Raw genomic sequence first — 19,728 nt, 5'->3', positions numbered from 1 at the left:
CGCGATTAGCCGTAGCTATATTGACCATAACCGCCATTCACTAATCAAGCATCTGACCGCTAGACTGATTCTGTTCAGAAACTGGAGATTATTATGGATGGATCATGGGTCGACACCTGTATGGCATTACCATTTCGATCGTCGCGTCGCAAACAAGGGAGTCAGGGAGGCGAGTTCCAATACATTACTACTAGTGCAGGGGTGTTGCGCTACGTGGATACCGGAGGGGATAAGCCACCTCTGCTGACGACGCCGGACGGGCCTTGTGTGATCGAACACTTACGCGAACTGATCCGTGATTTGTCCCATGATTTTCGGGTGATCTGTTTTGATATGCCGGGAATGGGTTTTTCATTTCCGGCATGGCGCTATGATTTTGGCACCAAGGCAACGACTGACTGCATTGCTGAATTGATGGATCATCTTTGTGTATCAAAAGTCATTTTGGCTTTTACCTGTGCCAATGGACTGTTTGCCATGAATTTTGCGAAGCAGTATCCGGCTCGTGTTTCGCACTTGATTCTGGGCCAAACGCCCTCGTTAGCAGGCTTGTTGAATTGGAAGCATTATAATATTCCAAAGTTACTGACTCTGCCTGTTGCTGGACAGATCGTTGGCGGGCTATCAAAGCGTCAACTGGCCATGAAATGGTTTAGTTTGTCATTACCCCGAGAGAGTGAATTCAAAACTGCGTTTCAGCAGCAGGCGGTTGAAGCGATGAGTCACGGTGGATGCTTTTGCCTGCCCAGTTTGGTACAGGCGGCAGTGCGGGTTGACGATGAGGAAACAAAAGGAGTGCAGTGCCCGGTTTTAATGGTGTATGGCGATGCGGATTTCTCCCATCGCCATACCGATTTCAACGGCTTGTTAGAAACCATACCCGAAGCTAAATTGATCGCTTATCCAGGTTGTGGACACTTTCCAAATTTGGAACGGCGTGCGGACTACGTGGCGGACGTTAAACAGTTTGTTGGATGCAATTAAAACTATTCCTCCATTAATGCACCCAGCAGATCATTAAAGTTGAACTTCCAACCTATCATCAGTGTTTCTTTGGTGCTTACGTCGAAGGGAAGCTTGCCGTGCACATAGGTTAAGTAAACTTCATGGTCTTCCAGCTCAACGCCAAAAAGACTGGCTGGAGCGAACAACGATGTGGCACTGTAGGTAAATTTATCCAAGCCTGCTGCTTTGATGGAATCAGGAGCAGACACTTCCTGATAAACCCGATAGGATGTTTCGAAAATAACTGAGTGGTTGGCGATACGGGCTACCGTGGTCTGAAAAGCTATCTCTGCATTCCAGCGTTTGTAGCTTTCGTTGCCCTCTGGTAAGGCATTGCGGACAGAATTACTGGATGGATCGACATTGCCGTAGGCGACGTGCAGCGATGGCCACTTGGCATTGTAGTTTGCATCGTGAGAGAACAAAGGCCGGGTTATGTAGCGGAACGGATAATCCAGTATGTTTGCGGTTTGCCAGGCAGAGTCTATGGCAGGTTCAAATACCAGAGTCGTACCTACAGAGAGTACTTCCTGATGCTCGGTGTAGTTTTGATTGGCTTCCACTTGGTAATCGAACTGTAAGTCGTAGGCGTAGGTATGCGTGGAATGTTCTTCCAGCAATTGAAAATAGGCTGCGCTGCATTCGTAGGATTTGGCGTTATAGGCTGCTTCGGCTTGTGGAGTATCCTGTTGCGGAAGTTCCAGGTCATTAATGCAATTCACTGAATGAACACGATCCTCTTCATTCATTTTGATCAGCAGGCCCTGATCTACTACACGCAGATGAAACGCCAAGCCAGCACTGGATAAATCATTGCTGTTGGTGGTGTCATTATAGGCGTAGCTACCTTTGGCATGGGCGGTGAACCCACTGTCGATCATGCGAAATTTCTTAGTTTCACCTTCTTCAAGCTCGGTGAGCTGCGTGCTTGAAATATCAACGGTGCTTTTGGATCTGCTCCAATCGTAATCTACGATCCAGCCATCCTTTTGAGCTTCATCGTCGTTGTTGGCATAGTTGATTTTCAGATAAGGCAGTTTCTCCGCCAGCCATTCATTAGAGCGCTGTTCAATCATCTCCATTAAACGGTCTTCTATCGGGCTGGCGTTTGCTAACATTGGCAGTGCGGCGACAAGCAGAGTAACTTGTGTGGAAACTCGAGTGAGTGTTTTCATGATGATCCCCAATGGATGAAACAGAAAAGCCTAGGCGGGCTCATCAGCGAACAGATAATGCTTGTCTACTTCTTTGCTCAGTTCGCTGACCTTTTTGGTGCCGGTTTTTATTAGTTGTGTGAGCTTGGTTATCAGTGCCCCCTGGTCATACTCAGGCTCATGAGGAATCTCCAGTGTTTCCAGAAAGTGGATGATTCCCAGTGCTGCCCGTTGTGCCTCTATCTCGCGAATTGCGGCACCGGCAGTGGTATTAACCATGTGGATGACTTTGATGGCGGGATCTTTCTTAAGGTAGTTGAAGGCGGAGTAACCGTATTTGCCTTGAACATACGTTGCCAGAAACTTACGTGAGTATTTCATTGTGCTCCCTCGATGTGATATCTGTTTTGAGTTTTATTTATTGATAAGCAGCTGTGCTGCCCTTTTCACTGTGCGGGGGTGTGGGTTTACCAAGGGTTTGATTCGCTGTGCATGTCACAGAAATCAAACCCTTGGCGGGGTTGGCTGCCGTTAGGCGCCAGCTTGGATCAAATTTTTCTCGATAGCATCGAGAAAGCCGTACATGTCCACTACCGTTTCCTGGTCAGGGTTGTTGGTTTTTCCCTTCAGGTCTGCGGTAATGTAGCCTTGATCTACAGTGTCAATCAATGCCTCTTTTAATTGATCGGAATAGGTTTTCAACGCAGCGTTGTCCTCTCTCAGGGCCAGGGTTTCCAAGGCGTTGGCCACAGCAAACAACAATGCGGATGGATTAAAGAGAGCTACTTTGCCGTCAGATTCCAGGTACTTCAGATATAGATCATGAGCTGTGCCGTGGGGGGCTTCATACAGCATGGTGCCATCCATGCTCTCGATAATGGAGCTGGCGGTGGCCAGACTGCCCCCCAGTGCCGCTGATATATCCGAATAGATATCCCCATCCAGATTCAGTGACGGATAGAGCCCGTTACGAGGCGGGTCGGTGATCATCTTTTTCAACTGAGAGGATGGCCGCATGATCATGAAAGACGGTGGCTGCAGATTGTCACTTACCAGTTCTTGCCGCACTTCCTTGATCACTGTACTGAATACATCGTCGTATTCCATGTATTCGCGCTTCAGGCCAAAATAGATCTCCTTGGAGTTTTTTGCGGCGTCTCGGAATACCTGTCCAACCCAATCCTTGATGGCATCGCGGTCGTTGGCCATAAAGATGATTGGGTCACCTTTCTTTACGTCCCGCGCGTGTTTTTCTACACCATCCAGCACTACTTTGATGATGCCGTCCTCCTCCACAGGCATGTTGAAGCTACCATACTGATCGCCGCCACCAGCACTCATACGGGAGATGGAAACGCTGAAACGTCGATCAGGTATGCCGTATTTCTTCAGCTCTTTTACCAGCTTGTATAGTTTTCGACCAGTGGTGTTCTCAGGAACCCCCCAGATCGCGCGCTCGGGTGGGTTAGAGACAATGCGAGCAGCCTGGGCATCTATCAGCTCATAAAAATACTTCAGCCCCAGTTTTTCAAACTCCGCTTGGTATTGATCTTTGTAGATGGTTTCGACGATCTCGCGCATAACGCCGTCATAACCGGAGATAACGGTATCTTTTAAACCCAGATAAGCATCGCGCTTTTCTTCAATGGCCTGTTTGAAAAAGTTGTGGGCCCACTGCTTAACCTTCTCCATGTCATTGGAGGCCAGCAGCCAGGGATCGCCTTTTTTGATTTTACGACGATGCAGTTCCACCGGATCACCGCTGGCTCCGACAAAAAGCACCTTGATAATGCCTGTGGACTTGGATATTTCATTGTGGCTTTCTTTGTTGCCCCCGGTGCTCATGGTGTCTACCACGATGTCTCGGTTGATCCAGTTGGGGTTCAGACGCTTGAGGTTTCTAAAGGGGATATCTTCCCGCGTGATGTTACCACCAATACCCTTGCGGATGGCCCCATTGGGGGATTTAGTCGCCAGAGGTTTGAGTGAGGCGGCATCCAGTTGTGGCATTTTGGCCAGCATTTCATCCAGTTGCGCCCGATTCACGGTCATGCCTGCGTTCTTTATGCCCACGCCATGGCGCTTTAGTTCCTCAATAGAGTCTTTGATCACGCTGCCGTTGGTGCGCAGTCGATTCTCGGCGGACAGATCCACTTCCACTAATTGAATGTCCAATTTGCTGGTGACGAACTGTTCCAGCACCCGATCAAATGAAACTTGTGCCATCTCGTCGCCGTGTAGAATGACCATTGGATTTTTAACTGTGATGCGTTGTGACATGTTTACTCCCAGAGATAGCTTTGGTTACGCCATTCTTGCAATGTAGATGGGTTCTTTTTAAGTAAATACTCAGTGATAGGCAAGCGCAAGTTGAACTGTCGGGCCTATGTTGTCGAGATGAGTTGTGGTAGACCTGTTAAAGACCTGATTTCGTGCACAGTTGAGCGCTATTTGACTCATATGGGTGCGTACCGGGCTTTTGTGGTAAGGTCATTATTCGGCTGGTTAATAAACGTACATGGTTGTGCCGAGAAGATGACAGCTTAACAATCGATCCTGACTAACAACAATAATAATTATTTAGATAAAACAAGGATATGGATTATGGTGCGCTTTGGCATTGCATTATGGGCAGTAGCCGGTCTCATGACGGGTTGTGGTGGCTCAGGTGACGCGGGTGAGGAGGATACAACGTCAGCAGTCACCAGTGCCACGGATGTTTATTGGATGGCAAATCAATGCCTTTTCCTGTCCAGTGAGCAAGGTGATGAGTTGGGCTATGTGTCAGCCAGTGCATCGATACCGACATACTCCATTCTGGGCGGGCCAGCGGAAGCGTTTTATTTCAAGCCTACGGCGCTGGGCCGTTATATGTTGTTTGATAGCCAGGCTCGATGGCTGGTTGCGGGTGAGGTGCCTCAGGCTGCAGGCCTGTCGCAACTAGATGAGCGGGCAGATTGGCAGTTGCATCAGGCAGAAAATAACCAGTATCACTTGCGATCCACCGTCAACGATCAGTGGTTGGCGATTAATGGAAGCCAGCTGCAATACGCGCCTACGGCGGAACTGGCCTCATCATTCTATCTCACTCCAACCGACGGTTGCGCCGAGTTTCCTGAGGCTTCAACCAATTCTGCAGGCGCTCCCGTGCGAGCCAGTTTTGATGATGGTGCCGTTTGGGGGATGGCAGACGCCCATGCTCATGTATTTGGATCGATGGCCTTTGCCGGCAACGTTATGTCCGGGGATGTGTTCCATCCACTGGGCATCACCAAAGCATTGCAGGATTGCCGCGCGGAGCATGGCGTCAATGGCTGGATGGATTTGACGGGCTTTATTACCGGCGGCCCCGGCGACGAATTTGATCAGATCAGCAAAATCCCCGCCCGCTATATCTTTGGACAGCCTTTTCACGACACCCGCGGTTACCCCGATTTTACGTTCTGGCCGAATGCGCAAACCAAGACTCATGCCATGGGCTACTACAAATGGTTGGAGCGTGCCCACTTGGGTGGGCTGCGCTTGATGGTGAACTTATTGGTAGAAAGCCCGCCGTTGTGTCAGGTGGCACGAACGCTAAACCAATGGTATGCACCTTACGATCCGGGCTTCAGGCAGAATCCAGATGTGGTTTGCACGGGTGAAGCATCGGCCATGGCTCAGCTGGATGCGACATATGCATTACAAAATTATATTGATGCACAGGAAGGTGGCCCCGGTAAGGGCTGGTTACGGATAGTGACGACACCTGAGCAGGCGCGTGAGGTCATCAAACAGAAAAAGATGGCGATGATCATAGGCGTAGAATTACCGGATCTGTTCGATTGCATCAATGGCGTTGAAACTGGCAGCGCACAATGTTCCACCGAATATGTCGAGCGGCGTTTAGATGAGTATTATAACTTGGGTATCCGCACTGTCTTTCCTGTGCATCATTATGATAACTATTTTGGTGGTGCCGTGGTATTCAATCCCATCGTAGAAATTGCCAAGGTGGTACAGAACGGCGAGCTGTTCAGGTATGAACCCTGTGAAGAGGCTGGATACGACCCACTGTTGGCACTTAAAATTCCCCAGATGTATTACAACCTGTTTCCTGATGCGTTAAAAAACCTTCCTTTGTTTCCTTTTTTGCCACAGGCAGATAATTACTGCAATGCTGAGTCGGTAACTCCCCTGGGTGAGCACCTGGCATTGGCGATGATGAAGCGAGGTATGCTGATCGAAACCAACCACATGTCATCCAAAATGAAACGTGCGGTGTTGGAGTTGGCAGAAGCGTATGATTACCCGTTAATGGATACACATCAAAGAAAGGCATGGGATGATTCCGGTAAGGCGTTCGAGTCACGTTACTTGGCCCTGGGGGGTGTACGATCACCTATGCCTAATATGGTGGTAACTGTCGATGAGTATGCGGGCATACGGAAGACGTGCGAGAACAGTACATCCCAGGATCTGGCGATGCAAATCGAGGCTGTCGGTGACGTGCGCCAGCAGCTTGGTGTGGATCCTGGCGTGGTGATCTCAACGGATGTGCACGGTATGGTGAGTCAGGCACAGCCTCGTTTTGGTGAGTTGGCCAATTGTGATGAGATGCAAATACTGCCAGTGGAATATCCATTCACATCGGTGGATGGAGGTGTGGTGTTTGAGCGTCAGCAAACCGGCAATCGAGTGTTTGATTTCAATACCGATGGCTTGGCACATTATGGACTGCTGCCAGATATGGTTGAAGACATGCGCCGTCAGGGATTGTCTGAAGCGAAAATCGAAAGCCTGTTTCGTGGTGCGGAATCGTATTTGCAAGCCTGGGAAAAGGCGCTACGTCGATCAGCAGCGCTTACCGAATAATGGGCCGATTTCAATGTTCGGAACAGGCTGGATGGTTTCGAAACGGATGCCCATTGTGCCCATTAAAGTGGGCGCATTGGGTTGGTAGCGAACAAAGTAACCCAGTCGAGACAGCCAATGCACTTCAACATCATGATGCTTGGTTGATAACCAGCGTCCTACGGTAATGGTGTTGACGCTAACGCTTCCATCTGTCTGAAATGTCATGATTTGTCCACCCCAGTTCCAGGTTCCGCTAATGGAACCGGTTGCACCATCAACTTTCTGAGCGGTAATGGGCCACGCGTAATTATTGCTGCCTTGCAGTGTGCGTCGGTCGGCAGAGAGCGTCAGTTTATCAACAAAGCGGTTCCAAAGAATTTCATAGTGATCAGATCCAAGGGCATAGAGCCGACCTTGAAAGGGGCCTGAAATGGCAGTGTTATCAGGGTTTATCGTCATGGTGCCAAGGTTCTGCATGTTCCAGCATCCGGCGATGCCGTTGGTGCGGCCTGATTCAGGCACAGCACCGAGCCGAGTGACTCGGATCTGATACTCTTCTCCGGAATCCTCATCCACCGCGCGGCCGTGTAGGGATATGGTATTGTTGCTGTCGGATTTAAGTGAGAACTCACCAAACTCATCGCCCCAAAGGTTAGAATCCCACCATACCTTTGCCCGCCTACCTTGGATAATGCCAAATCCTTTTGCACCACTTTCCGCTGCATGGATTTTGAATCGAACCAGATCAAGGTGGGTCAGCTCAATTGATGTGGGTGCTTCAAAGCTGCTGTCACCTTCCCATTTTTCCTGCACCTGCCATGTCCCGGACAAATCTGTTTCGGTAGCACGCTCACTTAAATTCCAGGGAATGCCATGCTTCTGCGCCAGGGCTTTTACTTGTGTTAGAGAGATGGCTTTGGTGGAATCGGCGTCGTGGTCAGTCAGCAGGCCGATAAAACCGTTTTCATCAAGCAATGGAGATCCAGAACTGCCCTTGTCAACGTTCAGATTCTTAATGTATAAATAAGGTGATTCCTGTCGTTCTATGCGTGCTTGCTTTGAGATGACCTCCCATTTGCCGAGCTTGCCGATGGATGAAACGGTGCGCCCTACCAAATCGCTATTTGGGGAGCCCATCGAATCCCACCGAAACAACACCATCGGCGGTCGATCATTATGTGCCGAGAGTCGAATAGCCTGTTGGTGCTTTTTAACGGTAAAAAACGCAATGTCATATTTGCGATCACTGACACTGTGTAAATCAGCATCAAACTTTAGTGCTTCGGCTAAATGGAACTGAACGCTGATGGATTCTGTCTTCTCACGGGAGGTTTTGCCTCTAACAACATGATTGGCAGTGGCGAAATAGTATTTGTCTTTGTTCTCGCCGATAACGATGGCAAACCCTTTCTCAACACGATTGCCGATCTTTGCTGTTACTGCCGCTACATTGGGCTGTAAGGTGGTTTCAATGGTTGCATTACCGGCAAGTGCCGAGGCGCTTGCGATCATAATGCAAGCCGCGAATAGAATGCGGTGACACATCTTCTACTATCCTTCCAATGTGGGGTGCCTTAAAAAAGCGAGTGTTGATATAAATGCGATGATCCAGCCCATTGCTGTGGCTATATCAGAGATCCAGGGCGTTGCAAGAGTCGCCTGTAAAACAGAGGGCATCAGGTCGCTGTTGGTTTTGCCGGAGCCGCGAATTCTTGAGTGGAATTGACCGTCAACCCAATCTGACGTGATGTTTATGTTTGTGCCTAAAATGGTCACGCAATCGGTCCGCCATAAATCGTGGCTTTGATCGGATACGGTAAAAATCAGTACGCCATCCAATAGGCCGCAGCTGAATGGCGCTTCCTGAAAGTTGCGGGCAACACCAAGCTTCCAGTATCCAATATCGCTAACGGAGTTGTTCTCGAATAGGGCTGCCGATTGTATGGGCAGGTGCAGTGAAAATTGCGTAGAGCTGGATTGAAAGTGAATGGACCTGGGGGCGTCGGGTCGGATTTTGGAGGGCGTTACCGAATGGCAGATGACTTCTCCCTGCAGTGGTGTTTGACACACCTCCCCCGAGCCAATCAAATTCAGCTTCCCTTTAAGTTTAGCGGGTTGATCTGAAGCGGTAGAACGCACCGCAAGTTCCAGATCGGACTTATTGATAGAGGAAAGGTTTAACCTCTGTTGCGATGGTATCTGCAGGTAACTGATATACAGGTGTGAGCCTGCGCTGGGCGTTATGCTAAGTGATCCTGACGTGGATTGCCCGTGATGGCGGGCTGCGTTTTCTTCAAACTCAAGAAAGGGATTTTCCGTGATCAATACATTATCAATTACAAACTGGCCGGTGTTCAGTTGTATCGACTGCTGCCAGTTCCAAGGCTCGTATAATGTGACATTAATGGCATCACTTTCTGTCTTGGCCGCCAGTTCAAGTTGACCCACAAAAGGCAAAACACTTGAAGGCAGCATGCTCGCCAGCAAGCAAACAGAGCCCACTGTGATACCCAGAATGGGCCTCCAGCGAGCATAGAGAAATGGTTTAAGCTGATCAATCAATGGCTGCTAACCTTCAATGATATGGTTTTAGATAACCAATCGTCGTCATCGGTGGGTTTTAATTCCAGCTCCACCAATAGCAACCCGGTATCTTTGAATTGTGGTTGCCAGCGTGGAATGGCAATTTCGATGGGCTGTCGTGCCGAATACACTTGTTCTAACAAAACCTCATGTCCGTTCACGTCACCTTGCTTGTAAAAATAGACGGCTTCTATGTCCATGGGCGCCCTTAAGGTTATATGGCCCCAATGCCGTTGTTCAGAAGCGGGTGCCGGGTTAATTGAGGGGTCGTCGACCACGGCGGGAACAATGACGGTTCTGCCCTTTTGCTCAAACCAGATGACGACGCCTAGTTGCTTCTTTAGTGCGTCGATACGTTCAACTACGTCGGTTAATGGCCAGAGGAATGGATCGCGGGCGCTGAATGTGCTGTCCATTCGGTAGTAGATTTCAGGCAGCAGAGCATTGCCCAGTATATTGACTTGGGCGTCTGCTGGTAGCAGGTCTTTTGGTACAGAGATCTGCAGTGTTTTGGATGCAGGCAGGCGGCTGTGTTGAGTAAACGAAATGATCTCAAACCCCGATGATATCTTGCTGCGATATAAACCTTCACAGCGTTCGCTGCCGTGGGATCGGGGTTGGTAGCCGGTTGCACCATCGATGGGTGGAAACTCAGCGTCATTGCAGCGAGGTTTAGCGTGGGCAGAAGCCACAATGATCAGTGCAATAAATAAACAGAAATAACGAGTCGCTGTCCGTAGCATGTTGTACGCCCCCACGTATATGATGCCGTAACGGCAATCATATACCATATTCAGGTCGTGAGGGTATCTGGATGTACAGAAATGCGGTACCGGTTGGTCGACGCTCTAGCGTTAGGTTCTAACCATTTAGTCCAATAAAAATGCCAAGCGTTGGTCAACTTTTGCCGGAGAAACTTCCAGTATTTCGGCGCTGACAATGTTCTGGGCCACAAATGGATCGTCGTTGACTCGATTCTCCAATTCAGAGCGAGATAGGTTGTGAGCCAACAGGGTGCCGCCCAGCTGAGGTTGAAGGCTGCCCACCATTAAAAATACGCCATCATCAAAACCATTTTTAATCCAGGCATTATGCCCCGCCATAAATTGGCTCGCCTGGCCTTTGTTGTCAGAAAATTTGAGCAAAACGATAAACATTAGATTGACCCTTCTGTGTAGGATGATAGCCAGTCACGCATCAGCCTGACTTCCTGTCGAATAAACTTTTCATCATGGAAAGCGCTTGCCAGTGTGGCAACGCCCTGACTGCGAGCCAATACGTGCATGGCAAGCGCATCTGATTTTTTATGGAGCCCTAGCAAGGAAAATTGTTTACGTAACCAGTTTCGAAACAAAGTAAATACCTCGTTGGCTCTCTCTTTAGAATGATGATTCAATTTTGTTAGCTCGGTGGTAAGGGTTCCCACCGGACAGCCATAAAGCAAAATGTTGGCCTGATTAGCGATAAGGATGTTAATGAAACACAGAATACGATCCTTTGGCTCCTCCCCTTCCTTTTCCCATTGGTCGAGCATGGCTTGAGTATTGCTCAGGCGTAGATCAATCACGGCATCTAAAATGGCGTCTTTGGTTTTGAAATGGTAATAGAAATTACCCCTTGATATCGCTACCGCTTCGGCGATGTCTGCGAATGAGGTGTGCTCGAACCCTTTTTGATAAAACAAGGTATCCGCAGCGGCCACAATATTTCGGCGTGTTGATGGACTTGCCATTTGCTTTGCCTTACCGGGTTGAGTCAGTTTGTGTAATTAGGTCGGTTGTCCTAGCTGGTGCAATAATAGGATGCGCGTCCTATTCGGGTCAAGAGTTAAGTGACAGATTTAGTTATAGGGTAATTCTCAATTGTCATTCGTCTGGTATCTGTCGGGTTGTATACCGGCCATGATGAACACTATAAATATCAACATCATGGGCAGCGCAAACATGGCCGCCCCCTGGGCCCAGCTCCAGCCCCATACGGTGACGGCCCCCATGATCGCCAGCAGGCTGCCCACGAAAGGCGTATAAGCCACCAGAAAACCAATGAACAAACATACAGACCAGTGGTAAGCGAGCCACCACTCGGCGCCCAGTGTGATCGCATATAACTGCACTGTACCTAAGGCGATATATGCAAAAAAGAGATATGCCTTCATCATAAATGACCTCCTGTTGCCATCTAACCCTATGATATGAAATGGCTACGGGTATTACCGATCCTGAGGCGACAATTCTTTGTCGGAAATTTATCTATCCACGCCAGATACTTATCCATTCAGTACTTTTGATGTGTCAGTAAACACGGTGGGCTCTTTACAGTAAGCATTGAGCATGAAATAGTCTGAGTTAACAAAAGAATAATAAAGTGGAGTTTGCTATGGGCGTTAAAGCTGCCTTGTTGTTACTGGTGAGCACCCTGTTAATGCAGGGCTGTGATGGGGATGTTGAACATTATCAATCAAGCTGGGTGCATCAGGCGCTTGCGCTGCAGCGGCAACTGGATGTGAATCAATCCTTGCATCGGGCTACTTTCATTGCGACACATAACTCGTTTAATTCCACCGCCTATACCACCCCGCAAAGTTATTACGATCCGAATCAGGTTTACAGTATTGGTAATCAGCTGAGAATGGATGTAAGAGCGCTGGAACTTGATGTGCACTCCTTCTACACCTACGACGTGACGACGAAATCATTCTACCCTGAACTGTTGCTGTGTCATGGTACTGCCCAGCATATTGGTTGTAGCCCCTTTGATCGGCCGGTTGGTGATGGTTTGGAGGAGATCGCAGCGTGGCTGAGCGAGCCGGATAACACGAATGAAGTGTTGTTTATATATATTGAAAACCACGCCAGCGAGGACGATCGCTTTACCTTGGTCGATTTAGTCATGGAGTCATTGGGTGATTACCTCTATCTTCCTGAAAAACCAGGTTGCAACGCAATTCCGGAGGATCTATCCAAGGCAGATATCCTGGCGGCGGACAAAAATATTATAATAATCAGCGATGGATGTAGTGGGATTGCTTTAAGCCAGATTTTGTTTGGTGGATTCGAAAACAGTGAGGATTCGACTGGATACCCCACAGTAAATCTGAGCGAGTTAATGCCCGCACCCCAATGTATTAATAACAATGTATTGTTTGAATCATCCGCCAGTTTTATCCGCATGCAAGAAGATCGTACTGTGCTATCCAATTTGGTGGGCGCTGCAGGCAAAAAAGTAACAGCAGCAGAGGTCAGCAATATGATTGATTGTGAAATTAATTTGTTAGGCATGGATAAGCTAAGCCCTCATGATGGGCGATTGCAGGCAGCGATATGGAGTTGGGCAGAGAACGAGCCGGTGGCTGAGTCAGTATTTCAGTGTGCGTTGCACAATTCCAGTGGGCGCTTTGAAAGTGAAAGCTGCTACAGAACGTTACGCTATGCATGTCGGGATGATGCATCAGGTGAGTGGTTCGTGTCAGAGGATCAAGGAGACTGGCAACAGGGTCAAGCAGTGTGTGGTGCTATGGGGCTGCGTTTTGCAGTACCTTTCAGCGGTTTGGATAATGGCCGACTGCTGGAGGCCAAGCAATGGTTACAAGAGGATGATGTTTGGATGCACTACCGTCAGCAAGCCACCGGTGTGTGGATCGCGGGCTGATACCCCGGTGGAATATCAGCCCGAGTGTCGTTAAACGATGATTGCATTTTGCATGACAGATTGAATTATCTGAGGAGTTGACTCTTTAATCACAACGCCATCGCTTTTCAGGTAGGTTTTCAGCCCGATGATGTCTGATGCTTCGCTCGAGCCGCCAGCAATGGCGCCAATGTAGCTGGCGCTGGCGCTTGCCAGGTTGGAGACAGACTTGATGTAATAGTTAGGATCTTTGGGCCCATCCACATAAATTCCCAGTGATACGAAGTCCAATCCGAAGGCTTGCAGATCTTTAAACTTGCTGATGGCAGCGTTGCGAGCCGTGTACTGAGAAGTACCCAGGCTCGATGCCATCGTACCGGCTGCACTGCCATAGTGGGCCAGGATGGTGCCGGGCTTAGTTCGGCCCTTTACCAGCAAGTCTTTGTACACAGGAATAAAGCCTGCGCTAAAACAACAATCCAATATGATGGTATATGCCGTTATACCAAGGCTGCATAATTGTCCGGCCAGGGTTTCGGCTACATCGGCACTCAGCCCATTAAGTTCTGTGGGTTTGTTTCCGACAAAATTACCATGGCTTCCATACATCACAATACAATCCACTTCACCTCGATGGGTTTCAGGGATGGAAGAGACATCAATGGAGGTTGCGCCATTCTGGTAGATGATCTGCGCAGCACCGGGTATGGTGCATTGCAGACCGGCTTCATGGTTGCATCGTAGAGCAATAATTTTTGGCACGATCTTGCTCCCGAATTATTGTGGTTTGCCGGTGGTCAGGTCATAACCTACTTTCATGTTCTGGCCGTTTTTATTGGTTTTATCTGCGCCTTGCAGATCCGCTACGATTTTGGAGTAGCTGAGGCTCAGGCTTTCGTGAGGCGCGCTGCCGCCACTGCCGCTGACGCTGTACGAGCTGATCAGTACGTCTGTTAATTCATAGGCGGCGAACTTTTCTACTTGCTTGGCACCGGTCTGCACGATGTGAATTTGAACCACAACGCCTTCAACGCCGGTGAGTGACTCTTTAAACAGGCCGCCAGAAGCGTTGTCCATCATTTTGCCAACGGATACTTCGCTGAGAGAAGGGCGGGTGGCTTCGCGGTTGGCCATGTTGCCCACTTCCATGCTGATACCGCGGCCGGTACCCAGGTTGAAAGAATCCAGTTCGATCCAGTCTTCATAACCGGCTGCGGTTACGTTGCCTTTGATCTTTTTGTTATTGAAGTTCATGTAAATAGCCATGGTGTTGCTCCTTGAGATGTCGGGTGTTTTTTGCTGTTACAACCTAGCTGTATCAAGAGCCGTGCCAATATCATAACTTGTTGTTATTAATGGGTATTTTAATATTTCTATAGGTGGCATGAAAAAAGTGACACGTCTAATAGTGGCAGTGACATGTGAGATCTTAAGATGAAACATAAAAACAGGTAGCGCGAACATTTTAGATAACTCTTTGGTTCCGAAGGGGTACGGTTATCAGTCTGCCTGGTTATGAAAATTGATTATTATGTGACGTGCTTCACACTGCTATGGTTAAAAAGTGATCAAGCGGGTTGGGAGCAGCGCCATGAGTGTACGAGCAGGTGAGCAAGAAAAGGTGTGGTATCGATCAGATCGTGTGTTCTGGTCAGGAGGTGGTTGGTTTTTCCTGACCAGAGAGAAGACGCAAGAAGGCCCATTTACCTCTCGTCTTGAAGCAGAGCAAGAGTTGAACTTCTATATCCGCCACATAGTAGAGTGGGGCCTATATAAAGAGGCTTGAAATTGTTTATTGCCTGCCCTTTGGCCGTATTGCTGTGGGCTGGTACCCGCTGTACTCAGTTCACGTGGCGCGTACTGCGTGTTGGGTGCGAAATTATAGGGGGGTGGTGTCAATAGCCGAAAGTATGATGACTGATGGGTTCAAAAGTTGGTAGTGTAAAAATTGTCCAAAACTACCTGACTTTATACCTATAGCCATGATTACGCCGAAGCACGATGCTCATATTTCCCTTATAGGAACCATATTGATTATGTGGCTAATGGTGGGTTATGTGTATTTTCTGACGCCGCTGGAACCTATTGTATCCAAGAAGCAAGAGTTGCAGGCTGGATCTGAGGGCATGCCCGCTGCTGCAGTACAGCACTTAGAGATGACGGACTCTGTGGGTGGAATGAGTTTAACCGTTGAATTGGAAAAAAGCCGATTTCAGCACTAGCCAGGCTTTTAGCCAGTTTGGGCGCTGCGCAGGTAGTTGTTTTCTGCTATGTGATCAAGTTGATCTGGCCGGAGGTAGCGAGTGGCGTATTCGCGGTATACCCCGCTACGTATAAATAACTCAACTACATCCCGATCTATATCCCCGTCCTCTACCATGCGAAATAGGATGGCGATGGATTCGCTGACTGTCTTGGCAGGTTTGTAAGGGCGGTCGGCCGCGGTGAGGGCTTCAAAAATGTCAGCCACGGCCATAATGCGTTCTGGTATGGACAGATCGTCACCGTTCAGCTGGCGCGGATAGCCGGAGCCTTTCAGCGTTTCGTGATGAGTGGATGCGTAACGTGGCACATTGGACAGTTCTGGCGGAAACGGCAGAGCATCGAGCATACGGATGGTGCCGATCATGTGCTCCTGAATTTTAAAGCGATCTTCCCTGCTCAATGTGCCACGACTAATGGACAGATTGTACAGCTCGCCCAGGTTATACAAATGCTCTGGAGCCTCCATTTTTATATGCAAATGATCGGCGAAGTGTTTGGGCTTTTTGTGTTCTATTAGATGCTCGGGTTTGTCTGCCAATAACGTTTCGGTCACTGGCAGTTGTGGTTCTGAGTCAGGGTGGCGCTGACGTTCCATTGGGGATAGCCCTAAGCGGTCATCAAAGTGTCGTTGCCAGGTGGTCAGGGCGATACTTAGCAGGCGGCTTTGTTGTTCTTCGTCCATGAATTCACTGCCCTGATTTAGTTGAGCGATGAAAGCGAAGTCTTCCTGCAAGCGGTGGCGCTTGTCTTCGAGTTGATCACGAAGTGCAGCTTCTTGTGTTGGATCCTGTATTAATGCGTTCAGGTATTGTATCTCTGCATCTCGCCAAAGTACTTCAAAACGCATTCGGATTTCATGAATGCGATTGTATATGGTTTCCAGTTTTACACCTTTATCAACGATGTGTTCTGGCGTGGTTATTTTGCCACAATCGTGTAGCCAGGCGGCAATGCGAAACTCTCGATATTCATCCTCGTTGCGGAAGTGAAAGTCTTTGAACGGCCCTTCATCACTGTCTTCTGCGGCTTTGGCGATCATCAGCGCAAGTTCAGGAACCCGCGCACAGTGCCCCGCGGTGTAAGGTGATTTTTCGTCGATGGCCTGAGCAATCAATTGAATCAATGATTCCATCAAGGCTTTTTGTGCCTCTTCATGTTGTTTGATGGTCTGTGCCATATCCACCATCGAGTGTGACAGTTCATAGATCTCAACAATGGCGCTGTCGTGGAATTCTACTTCATCAAAACGACGGTTTTTGATGCGATGATTCTCGATGGCCAGGCGTTTAATGGGGCCTACTATGGGGGCTGCAAACAGCCATATAAAAGGCAGCAGCACAAGCAGGCAGGTGGTGGTGATCGCAACCGACAGCTTTACGCGATTCAGGCTGGGGCCAAGCAGATCCTTACGCTGGGTTACGACTGCAAAAAGCTCGCTGTCAGGGTCTTCAGGATTTAAGGCCGACTTGTATACAAAGCGCTGGCTGCCTTGGATGCTAACTTCGTGGAGTTGGTTCAGTATGCCGGTGTCGGCAGACAGCAGTTCGCGATAGGGTATGGTGGTTTGGTGTTTTATGCTTGCCTGGTGCTCGGCTGTTGTGAACCATTTCTGTCGCAATTGTTGTGTTTGTTGGCTTTGAATGTTGGCCAGCGCTTTATTAATTATGCTCAGTAATAACGGGTATTGATCGTTGATGAGGAAGTGCAGTTGGTTGGGTAGCTGGTCTTTTTCGTTATTGGTCAATTCGTGAAACTGGAGGTCGCTCAGATAATAATGATCTGCCGTGTAGTGTAGGATGGGGGATGCATCAAGACTGGCAAACGCCTCTCCATTGAGAACGGCTTCGAGTGCGTCCCGAGGGGAATCCACCTCGAGCACGTTGATCGAAGGATAATGCTGGCGCAGCACACTGATAATGGACCAGCTTGCCGGTATGGCGATGGTGCGATCTTCAAGATCCGAGATCTGTGTTATTGCAGATTGGCCTTGTCGAGTAGCCGCTGCATAGTTAACGGTTAAAAAGCTGTTGCTGGCTTGCCCGATGTTTTGATCGCTTAAGAATACAGGTTGTAGAATATCCAGATTGCCGTCATTGAACAGGTTGACCAGTTCTTCCCAACTGAAACCGTTTACGAATTCCAGTTTCAGACCGGTCATAGTGGAGATCATTTTCAGTACGTCTACCGAATAACCTTGAGGCTGTGCGGAGACAGCGTAGTCAATGGGGGGCCAGTCTAATTCGTTGGAGACTCGAAGCGTGCCTATGGATTGGATAAATTCCTGTTCTTGGCTGGATAGGGTAACCGCTGGTGCTGTGGGCAGCGTTTCAATGTCGGTGCGAGTGTGACTGGAAGAAATAAGTTCTCCGCTGGGTTGAAACAGAAAGATCTCTGATTTGTTATCGTAACTTTGTGAATTGAAAAAGCTGCTTAAGGACGATAGTGTGATGTCTACGGCCAGTACCGTGTTGGTGCCCGCTAAGCGCATGGAATAGGATTGCCCCGGTGCTTGTAGGTGCTGAAACAGATACGGGCGGGTTTTATATACGTTGGTCATGGATGCATTGGAATACCAAGGCCTGATTCTTGGGTCGAAGTCGCTGCGTTCACTGTGGGTTAGCCGTAGCTGGAATTGGTCGTTGTAATATTCATAGTGTCGTTTTCTTTCTGTGCCCTCTCCTTCTACCCGGATTACCATCCAGCGATCACTGGGCATGGCTTTTAACTGGCGGCGGGCAGTGTTGCTGCTGTTGAGGTTGACCACTTCAAAGAAATCACCATCTTCGTAACCTAGGTAGATGGCGTAGAACAGCTGATTGCTTGCCATGATTTCGGAAAACAGTGACAGGGTTTCCTGAGGTGAGTCGATTTTGGTGAGCAGCTGGGGATGTTTGGCGAGTATACGGGTAATGTGGAAAGCGTTATTGTCGATGCCGCTCAGATAGTTGCGGGTATTTTCAGCATGGTTTTTATAGCGTGCGACGGCGGTTTCGACGGCCATGGCACGACTAAAATGATACTGTAAGCCGATAGCTATGATGGCGGTGAGGGTGGTGGCTAGCGCAAATACCCCAACGACAGTAAGACGGATCGAAAAACGCAACCCTTTGCGTTGAATCTGGATGGTCAAATCAGCCCCCTCGTTCCCTGTGTTCCCGATTTCGTACTATCAGCTGCCTTGGGTCAAGCATATCATAATGATATGTCATCTGAGCACGCTGTCGTCGGGTGGTAAATCTGGTATGTTAGTGCCTGCTATCGTCTATTGTTTTTTGATTCTAAGGGGATCATTTGTGTCCGATTTGATTTTACATCATTACGCGCTGTCGCCGTTCTCAGAGAAAGTTCGCGCCATGCTGGGTTATGCCGATTTACCCTGGCAATCTGCCATCACCAGGGAGATGCCGCCACGGCCGGTATTGGCCGCCTTGGCCGGGGGTTATCGTAAGGTGCCGATCGCGCAATGTGGTGCGGACATCTATTGCGATACGGCGACTATTTCCACCGAGATCGCTATTCGTGCGGGTAAGCCCGAGCTGGCCCGGCAAAACTGCAGTGATGAGGTTAACCAGTTCATTACCCATGTGGAGCTGGATGTGTTTTTTGCCAGTGTTATGTCGTCTGCATCCTGGGCTTTGAATAAGAAAGTGCTAAAAACGTTAACGATTATTGATCTGTTCAAGTTCTTTGGCGATCGCATAAAAATGGGCCGTACGGCGTCTATTCGAATGGTCAAGCCGGGAGAGGCTCCGGGCATACTCAAACAACACTTGAAGGATATGGAATCGCGTTTGCAGCAGGATTTTTTGTTTGGCAGTGAGCCGAATATTGCGGATTTCGCGGCCTATCACAGCTTGTGGATGGTGCGCGATGCGGGTGAGAAGAAGTTCGTGAGGCCCTACGCCAATGTGAATGCCTGGATGGATCGCATCAAGGCCTTTGGTGAGGGGCAGCGTTCAGAGATCAATGCACAAGAGACATTGCACATTGCCAAGAACAGCGAGCCTCGCCCAATTTCTGCCGAAGAGAGTCAGGATGAATTGATCGGTAGTCGTGTCAGTATTGCGCCGGCCGATTATGCTCAGGATGAGACCATCGGAGAGCTGGTAGGGAGTACAGCGAACAAATGGATCATAGGGCGTGAGCATCCGGCGGTGGGAACTGTGCATGTTCATTTTCCCAAGCATGGCTACAGTATTGTCGAAAAATAAAGCCGGGATCTGCAGGGTGACGGCAGCGAGTCGCCCTGGCAGCTTGG

At 49.0% G+C, this 19,728-nt stretch carries 18 protein-coding genes; 6 read left to right on the top strand and 12 right to left on the bottom strand.

Annotated elements, in window-relative coordinates; genetic code table 11:
- Positions 1-93 precede the first annotated feature (93 nt).
- Positions 94-984, top strand: coding sequence for an alpha/beta fold hydrolase (locus Kalk_RS10980; protein ID WP_101894292.1), 891 nt, complete (start codon positions 94-96; stop codon positions 982-984).
- A 2-nt stretch (positions 985-986) separates the two neighbouring features.
- Here Kalk_RS10980 and Kalk_RS10975 read toward each other — a convergent pair whose 3' ends face one another.
- The 3 genes from Kalk_RS10975 to Kalk_RS10965 form a co-directional block, all read right to left on the bottom strand.
- Positions 987-2,180 carry a hypothetical protein gene (locus Kalk_RS10975; protein ID WP_101894291.1) on the bottom strand — a complete coding sequence of 398 codons (1,194 nt, stop codon included), beginning with the start codon at positions 2,178-2,180 and terminating at the stop codon, positions 987-989.
- A gap of 30 nt (positions 2,181-2,210) precedes the next feature.
- The gene (locus Kalk_RS10970) at positions 2,211-2,540 is read right to left on the bottom strand and encodes a hypothetical protein (RefSeq protein ID WP_101894290.1); all 330 of its coding nucleotides are present in this window, start codon (positions 2,538-2,540) and stop codon (positions 2,211-2,213) included.
- 150 nt (positions 2,541-2,690) lie between these two features.
- On the bottom strand, positions 2,691-4,439 hold the full coding sequence (locus Kalk_RS10965) for an NADP-dependent isocitrate dehydrogenase (RefSeq protein WP_101894289.1): 1,749 nt from the start codon (positions 4,437-4,439) through the stop codon (positions 2,691-2,693).
- 324 nt (positions 4,440-4,763) lie between these two features.
- Here Kalk_RS10965 and Kalk_RS10960 point away from each other — a divergent pair, with 324 nt between their 5' ends.
- Positions 4,764-7,013 (top strand): amidohydrolase family protein, encoded by a 2,250-nt coding sequence (locus Kalk_RS10960; RefSeq protein WP_101894288.1) that lies wholly within the window; start codon positions 4,764-4,766, stop codon positions 7,011-7,013.
- On the opposite strand, the gene Kalk_RS10955 is transcribed toward Kalk_RS10960, so the two are convergent.
- From Kalk_RS10955 to Kalk_RS10930, 6 genes are all read right to left on the bottom strand, one after another.
- Positions 6,993-8,507 (bottom strand): S1 family peptidase, encoded by a 1,515-nt coding sequence (locus tag Kalk_RS10955; RefSeq protein ID WP_158643443.1) that lies wholly within the window; start codon positions 8,505-8,507, stop codon positions 6,993-6,995. The genes Kalk_RS10960 and Kalk_RS10955 overlap by 21 nt on opposite strands.
- A 39-nt stretch (positions 8,508-8,546) precedes the next feature.
- The gene (locus Kalk_RS10950; protein ID WP_101894286.1) at positions 8,547-9,557 is read right to left on the bottom strand and encodes a hypothetical protein; all 1,011 of its coding nucleotides are present in this window, start codon (positions 9,555-9,557) and stop codon (positions 8,547-8,549) included.
- Complete coding sequence (locus Kalk_RS10945; protein ID WP_101894285.1) at positions 9,554-10,321, bottom strand: hypothetical protein; 768 nt, start codon at positions 10,319-10,321, stop codon at positions 9,554-9,556. Before Kalk_RS10945 ends, Kalk_RS10950 begins: the two co-directional genes overlap by 4 nt.
- A 126-nt stretch (positions 10,322-10,447) precedes the next feature.
- Positions 10,448-10,735, bottom strand: coding sequence for a YciI family protein (locus tag Kalk_RS10940; RefSeq protein WP_101894284.1), 288 nt, complete (start codon positions 10,733-10,735; stop codon positions 10,448-10,450).
- A complete protein-coding gene (locus Kalk_RS10935; RefSeq protein ID WP_101894283.1) occupies positions 10,735-11,310 on the bottom strand; it encodes a TetR/AcrR family transcriptional regulator in 576 nt (191 codons plus the stop codon). Before Kalk_RS10935 ends, Kalk_RS10940 begins: the two co-directional genes overlap by 1 nt.
- 126 nt (positions 11,311-11,436) lie before the next feature.
- Positions 11,437-11,736 (bottom strand): hypothetical protein, encoded by a 300-nt coding sequence (locus Kalk_RS10930; protein ID WP_101894282.1) that lies wholly within the window; start codon positions 11,734-11,736, stop codon positions 11,437-11,439.
- A 218-nt stretch (positions 11,737-11,954) separates the two neighbouring features.
- Here Kalk_RS10930 and Kalk_RS10925 point away from each other — a divergent pair, with 218 nt between their 5' ends.
- Entirely contained in the window at positions 11,955-13,226 is a 1,272-nt protein-coding gene (locus Kalk_RS10925) for a PI-PLC domain-containing protein (protein WP_101894281.1), read from the top strand.
- Positions 13,227-13,256: 30 nt separating this feature from the next.
- On the opposite strand, the gene Kalk_RS10920 is transcribed toward Kalk_RS10925, so the two are convergent.
- Positions 13,257-13,967, bottom strand: coding sequence for a hypothetical protein (locus tag Kalk_RS10920; RefSeq protein WP_101894280.1), 711 nt, complete (start codon positions 13,965-13,967; stop codon positions 13,257-13,259).
- 15 nt (positions 13,968-13,982) lie between these two features.
- A complete protein-coding gene (locus Kalk_RS10915) occupies positions 13,983-14,471 on the bottom strand; it encodes an Hcp family type VI secretion system effector (RefSeq protein ID WP_101893950.1) in 489 nt (162 codons plus the stop codon).
- 325 nt (positions 14,472-14,796) lie between these two features.
- Between Kalk_RS10915 and Kalk_RS10910 the strand changes: the two genes are divergently transcribed.
- On the top strand, positions 14,797-14,991 hold the full coding sequence (locus tag Kalk_RS10910) for a DUF6316 family protein (RefSeq protein ID WP_101894279.1): 195 nt from the start codon (positions 14,797-14,799) through the stop codon (positions 14,989-14,991).
- A 250-nt stretch (positions 14,992-15,241) separates the two neighbouring features.
- Positions 15,242-15,427 carry a hypothetical protein gene (locus Kalk_RS10905; RefSeq protein WP_101894278.1) on the top strand — a complete coding sequence of 62 codons (186 nt, stop codon included), beginning with the start codon at positions 15,242-15,244 and terminating at the stop codon, positions 15,425-15,427.
- An 8-nt stretch (positions 15,428-15,435) separates the two neighbouring features.
- On the opposite strand, the gene Kalk_RS10900 is transcribed toward Kalk_RS10905, so the two are convergent.
- A complete protein-coding gene (locus Kalk_RS10900; protein WP_101894277.1) occupies positions 15,436-18,600 on the bottom strand; it encodes an HD domain-containing phosphohydrolase in 3,165 nt (1,054 codons plus the stop codon).
- A 163-nt stretch (positions 18,601-18,763) separates the two neighbouring features.
- On the opposite strand from Kalk_RS10900, the gene Kalk_RS10895 reads away from it, so the two are divergent.
- Positions 18,764-19,681 carry a glutathione S-transferase family protein gene (locus Kalk_RS10895; RefSeq protein ID WP_101894276.1) on the top strand — a complete coding sequence of 306 codons (918 nt, stop codon included), beginning with the start codon at positions 18,764-18,766 and terminating at the stop codon, positions 19,679-19,681.
- The last annotated feature ends 47 nt before the right edge of the window (positions 19,682-19,728 follow it).

This window comes from Ketobacter alkanivorans (assembly GCF_002863865.1).
Classification (GTDB): domain Bacteria; phylum Pseudomonadota; class Gammaproteobacteria; order Pseudomonadales; family Ketobacteraceae; genus Ketobacter; species Ketobacter alkanivorans.
This window is presented reverse-complemented; position numbering and strand designations above follow the sequence as displayed.

Bases quoted from the DNA above. Each gene is read 5' to 3' on its own strand.
- Kalk_RS10980 (WP_101894292.1), top strand. From the start codon at position 94: ATGGATGGATCATGGGTCGACACCTGTATGGCATTACCATTTCGATCG.
- Kalk_RS10975 (WP_101894291.1), bottom strand. From the start codon at position 2,180: ATGAAAACACTCACTCGAGTTTCCACACAAGTTACTCTGCTTGTCGCC.
- Kalk_RS10970 (WP_101894290.1), bottom strand. From the start codon at position 2,540: ATGAAATACTCACGTAAGTTTCTGGCAACGTATGTTCAAGGCAAATAC.
- Kalk_RS10965 (WP_101894289.1), bottom strand. From the start codon at position 4,439: ATGTCACAACGCATCACAGTTAAAAATCCAATGGTCATTCTACACGGC.
- Kalk_RS10960 (WP_101894288.1), top strand. From the start codon at position 4,764: ATGGTGCGCTTTGGCATTGCATTATGGGCAGTAGCCGGTCTCATGACG.
- Kalk_RS10955 (WP_158643443.1), bottom strand. From the start codon at position 8,507: ATGATCGCAAGCGCCTCGGCACTTGCCGGTAATGCAACCATTGAAACC.
- Kalk_RS10945 (WP_101894285.1), bottom strand. From the start codon at position 10,321: ATGCTACGGACAGCGACTCGTTATTTCTGTTTATTTATTGCACTGATC.
- Kalk_RS10940 (WP_101894284.1), bottom strand. From the start codon at position 10,735: ATGTTTATCGTTTTGCTCAAATTTTCTGACAACAAAGGCCAGGCGAGC.
- Kalk_RS10935 (WP_101894283.1), bottom strand. From the start codon at position 11,310: ATGGCAAGTCCATCAACACGCCGAAATATTGTGGCCGCTGCGGATACC.
- Kalk_RS10930 (WP_101894282.1), bottom strand. From the start codon at position 11,736: ATGATGAAGGCATATCTCTTTTTTGCATATATCGCCTTAGGTACAGTG.
- Kalk_RS10925 (WP_101894281.1), top strand. From the start codon at position 11,955: ATGGGCGTTAAAGCTGCCTTGTTGTTACTGGTGAGCACCCTGTTAATG.
- Kalk_RS10915 (WP_101893950.1), bottom strand. From the start codon at position 14,471: ATGGCTATTTACATGAACTTCAATAACAAAAAGATCAAAGGCAACGTA.
- Kalk_RS10910 (WP_101894279.1), top strand. From the start codon at position 14,797: ATGAGTGTACGAGCAGGTGAGCAAGAAAAGGTGTGGTATCGATCAGAT.
- Kalk_RS10905 (WP_101894278.1), top strand. From the start codon at position 15,242: ATGTGGCTAATGGTGGGTTATGTGTATTTTCTGACGCCGCTGGAACCT.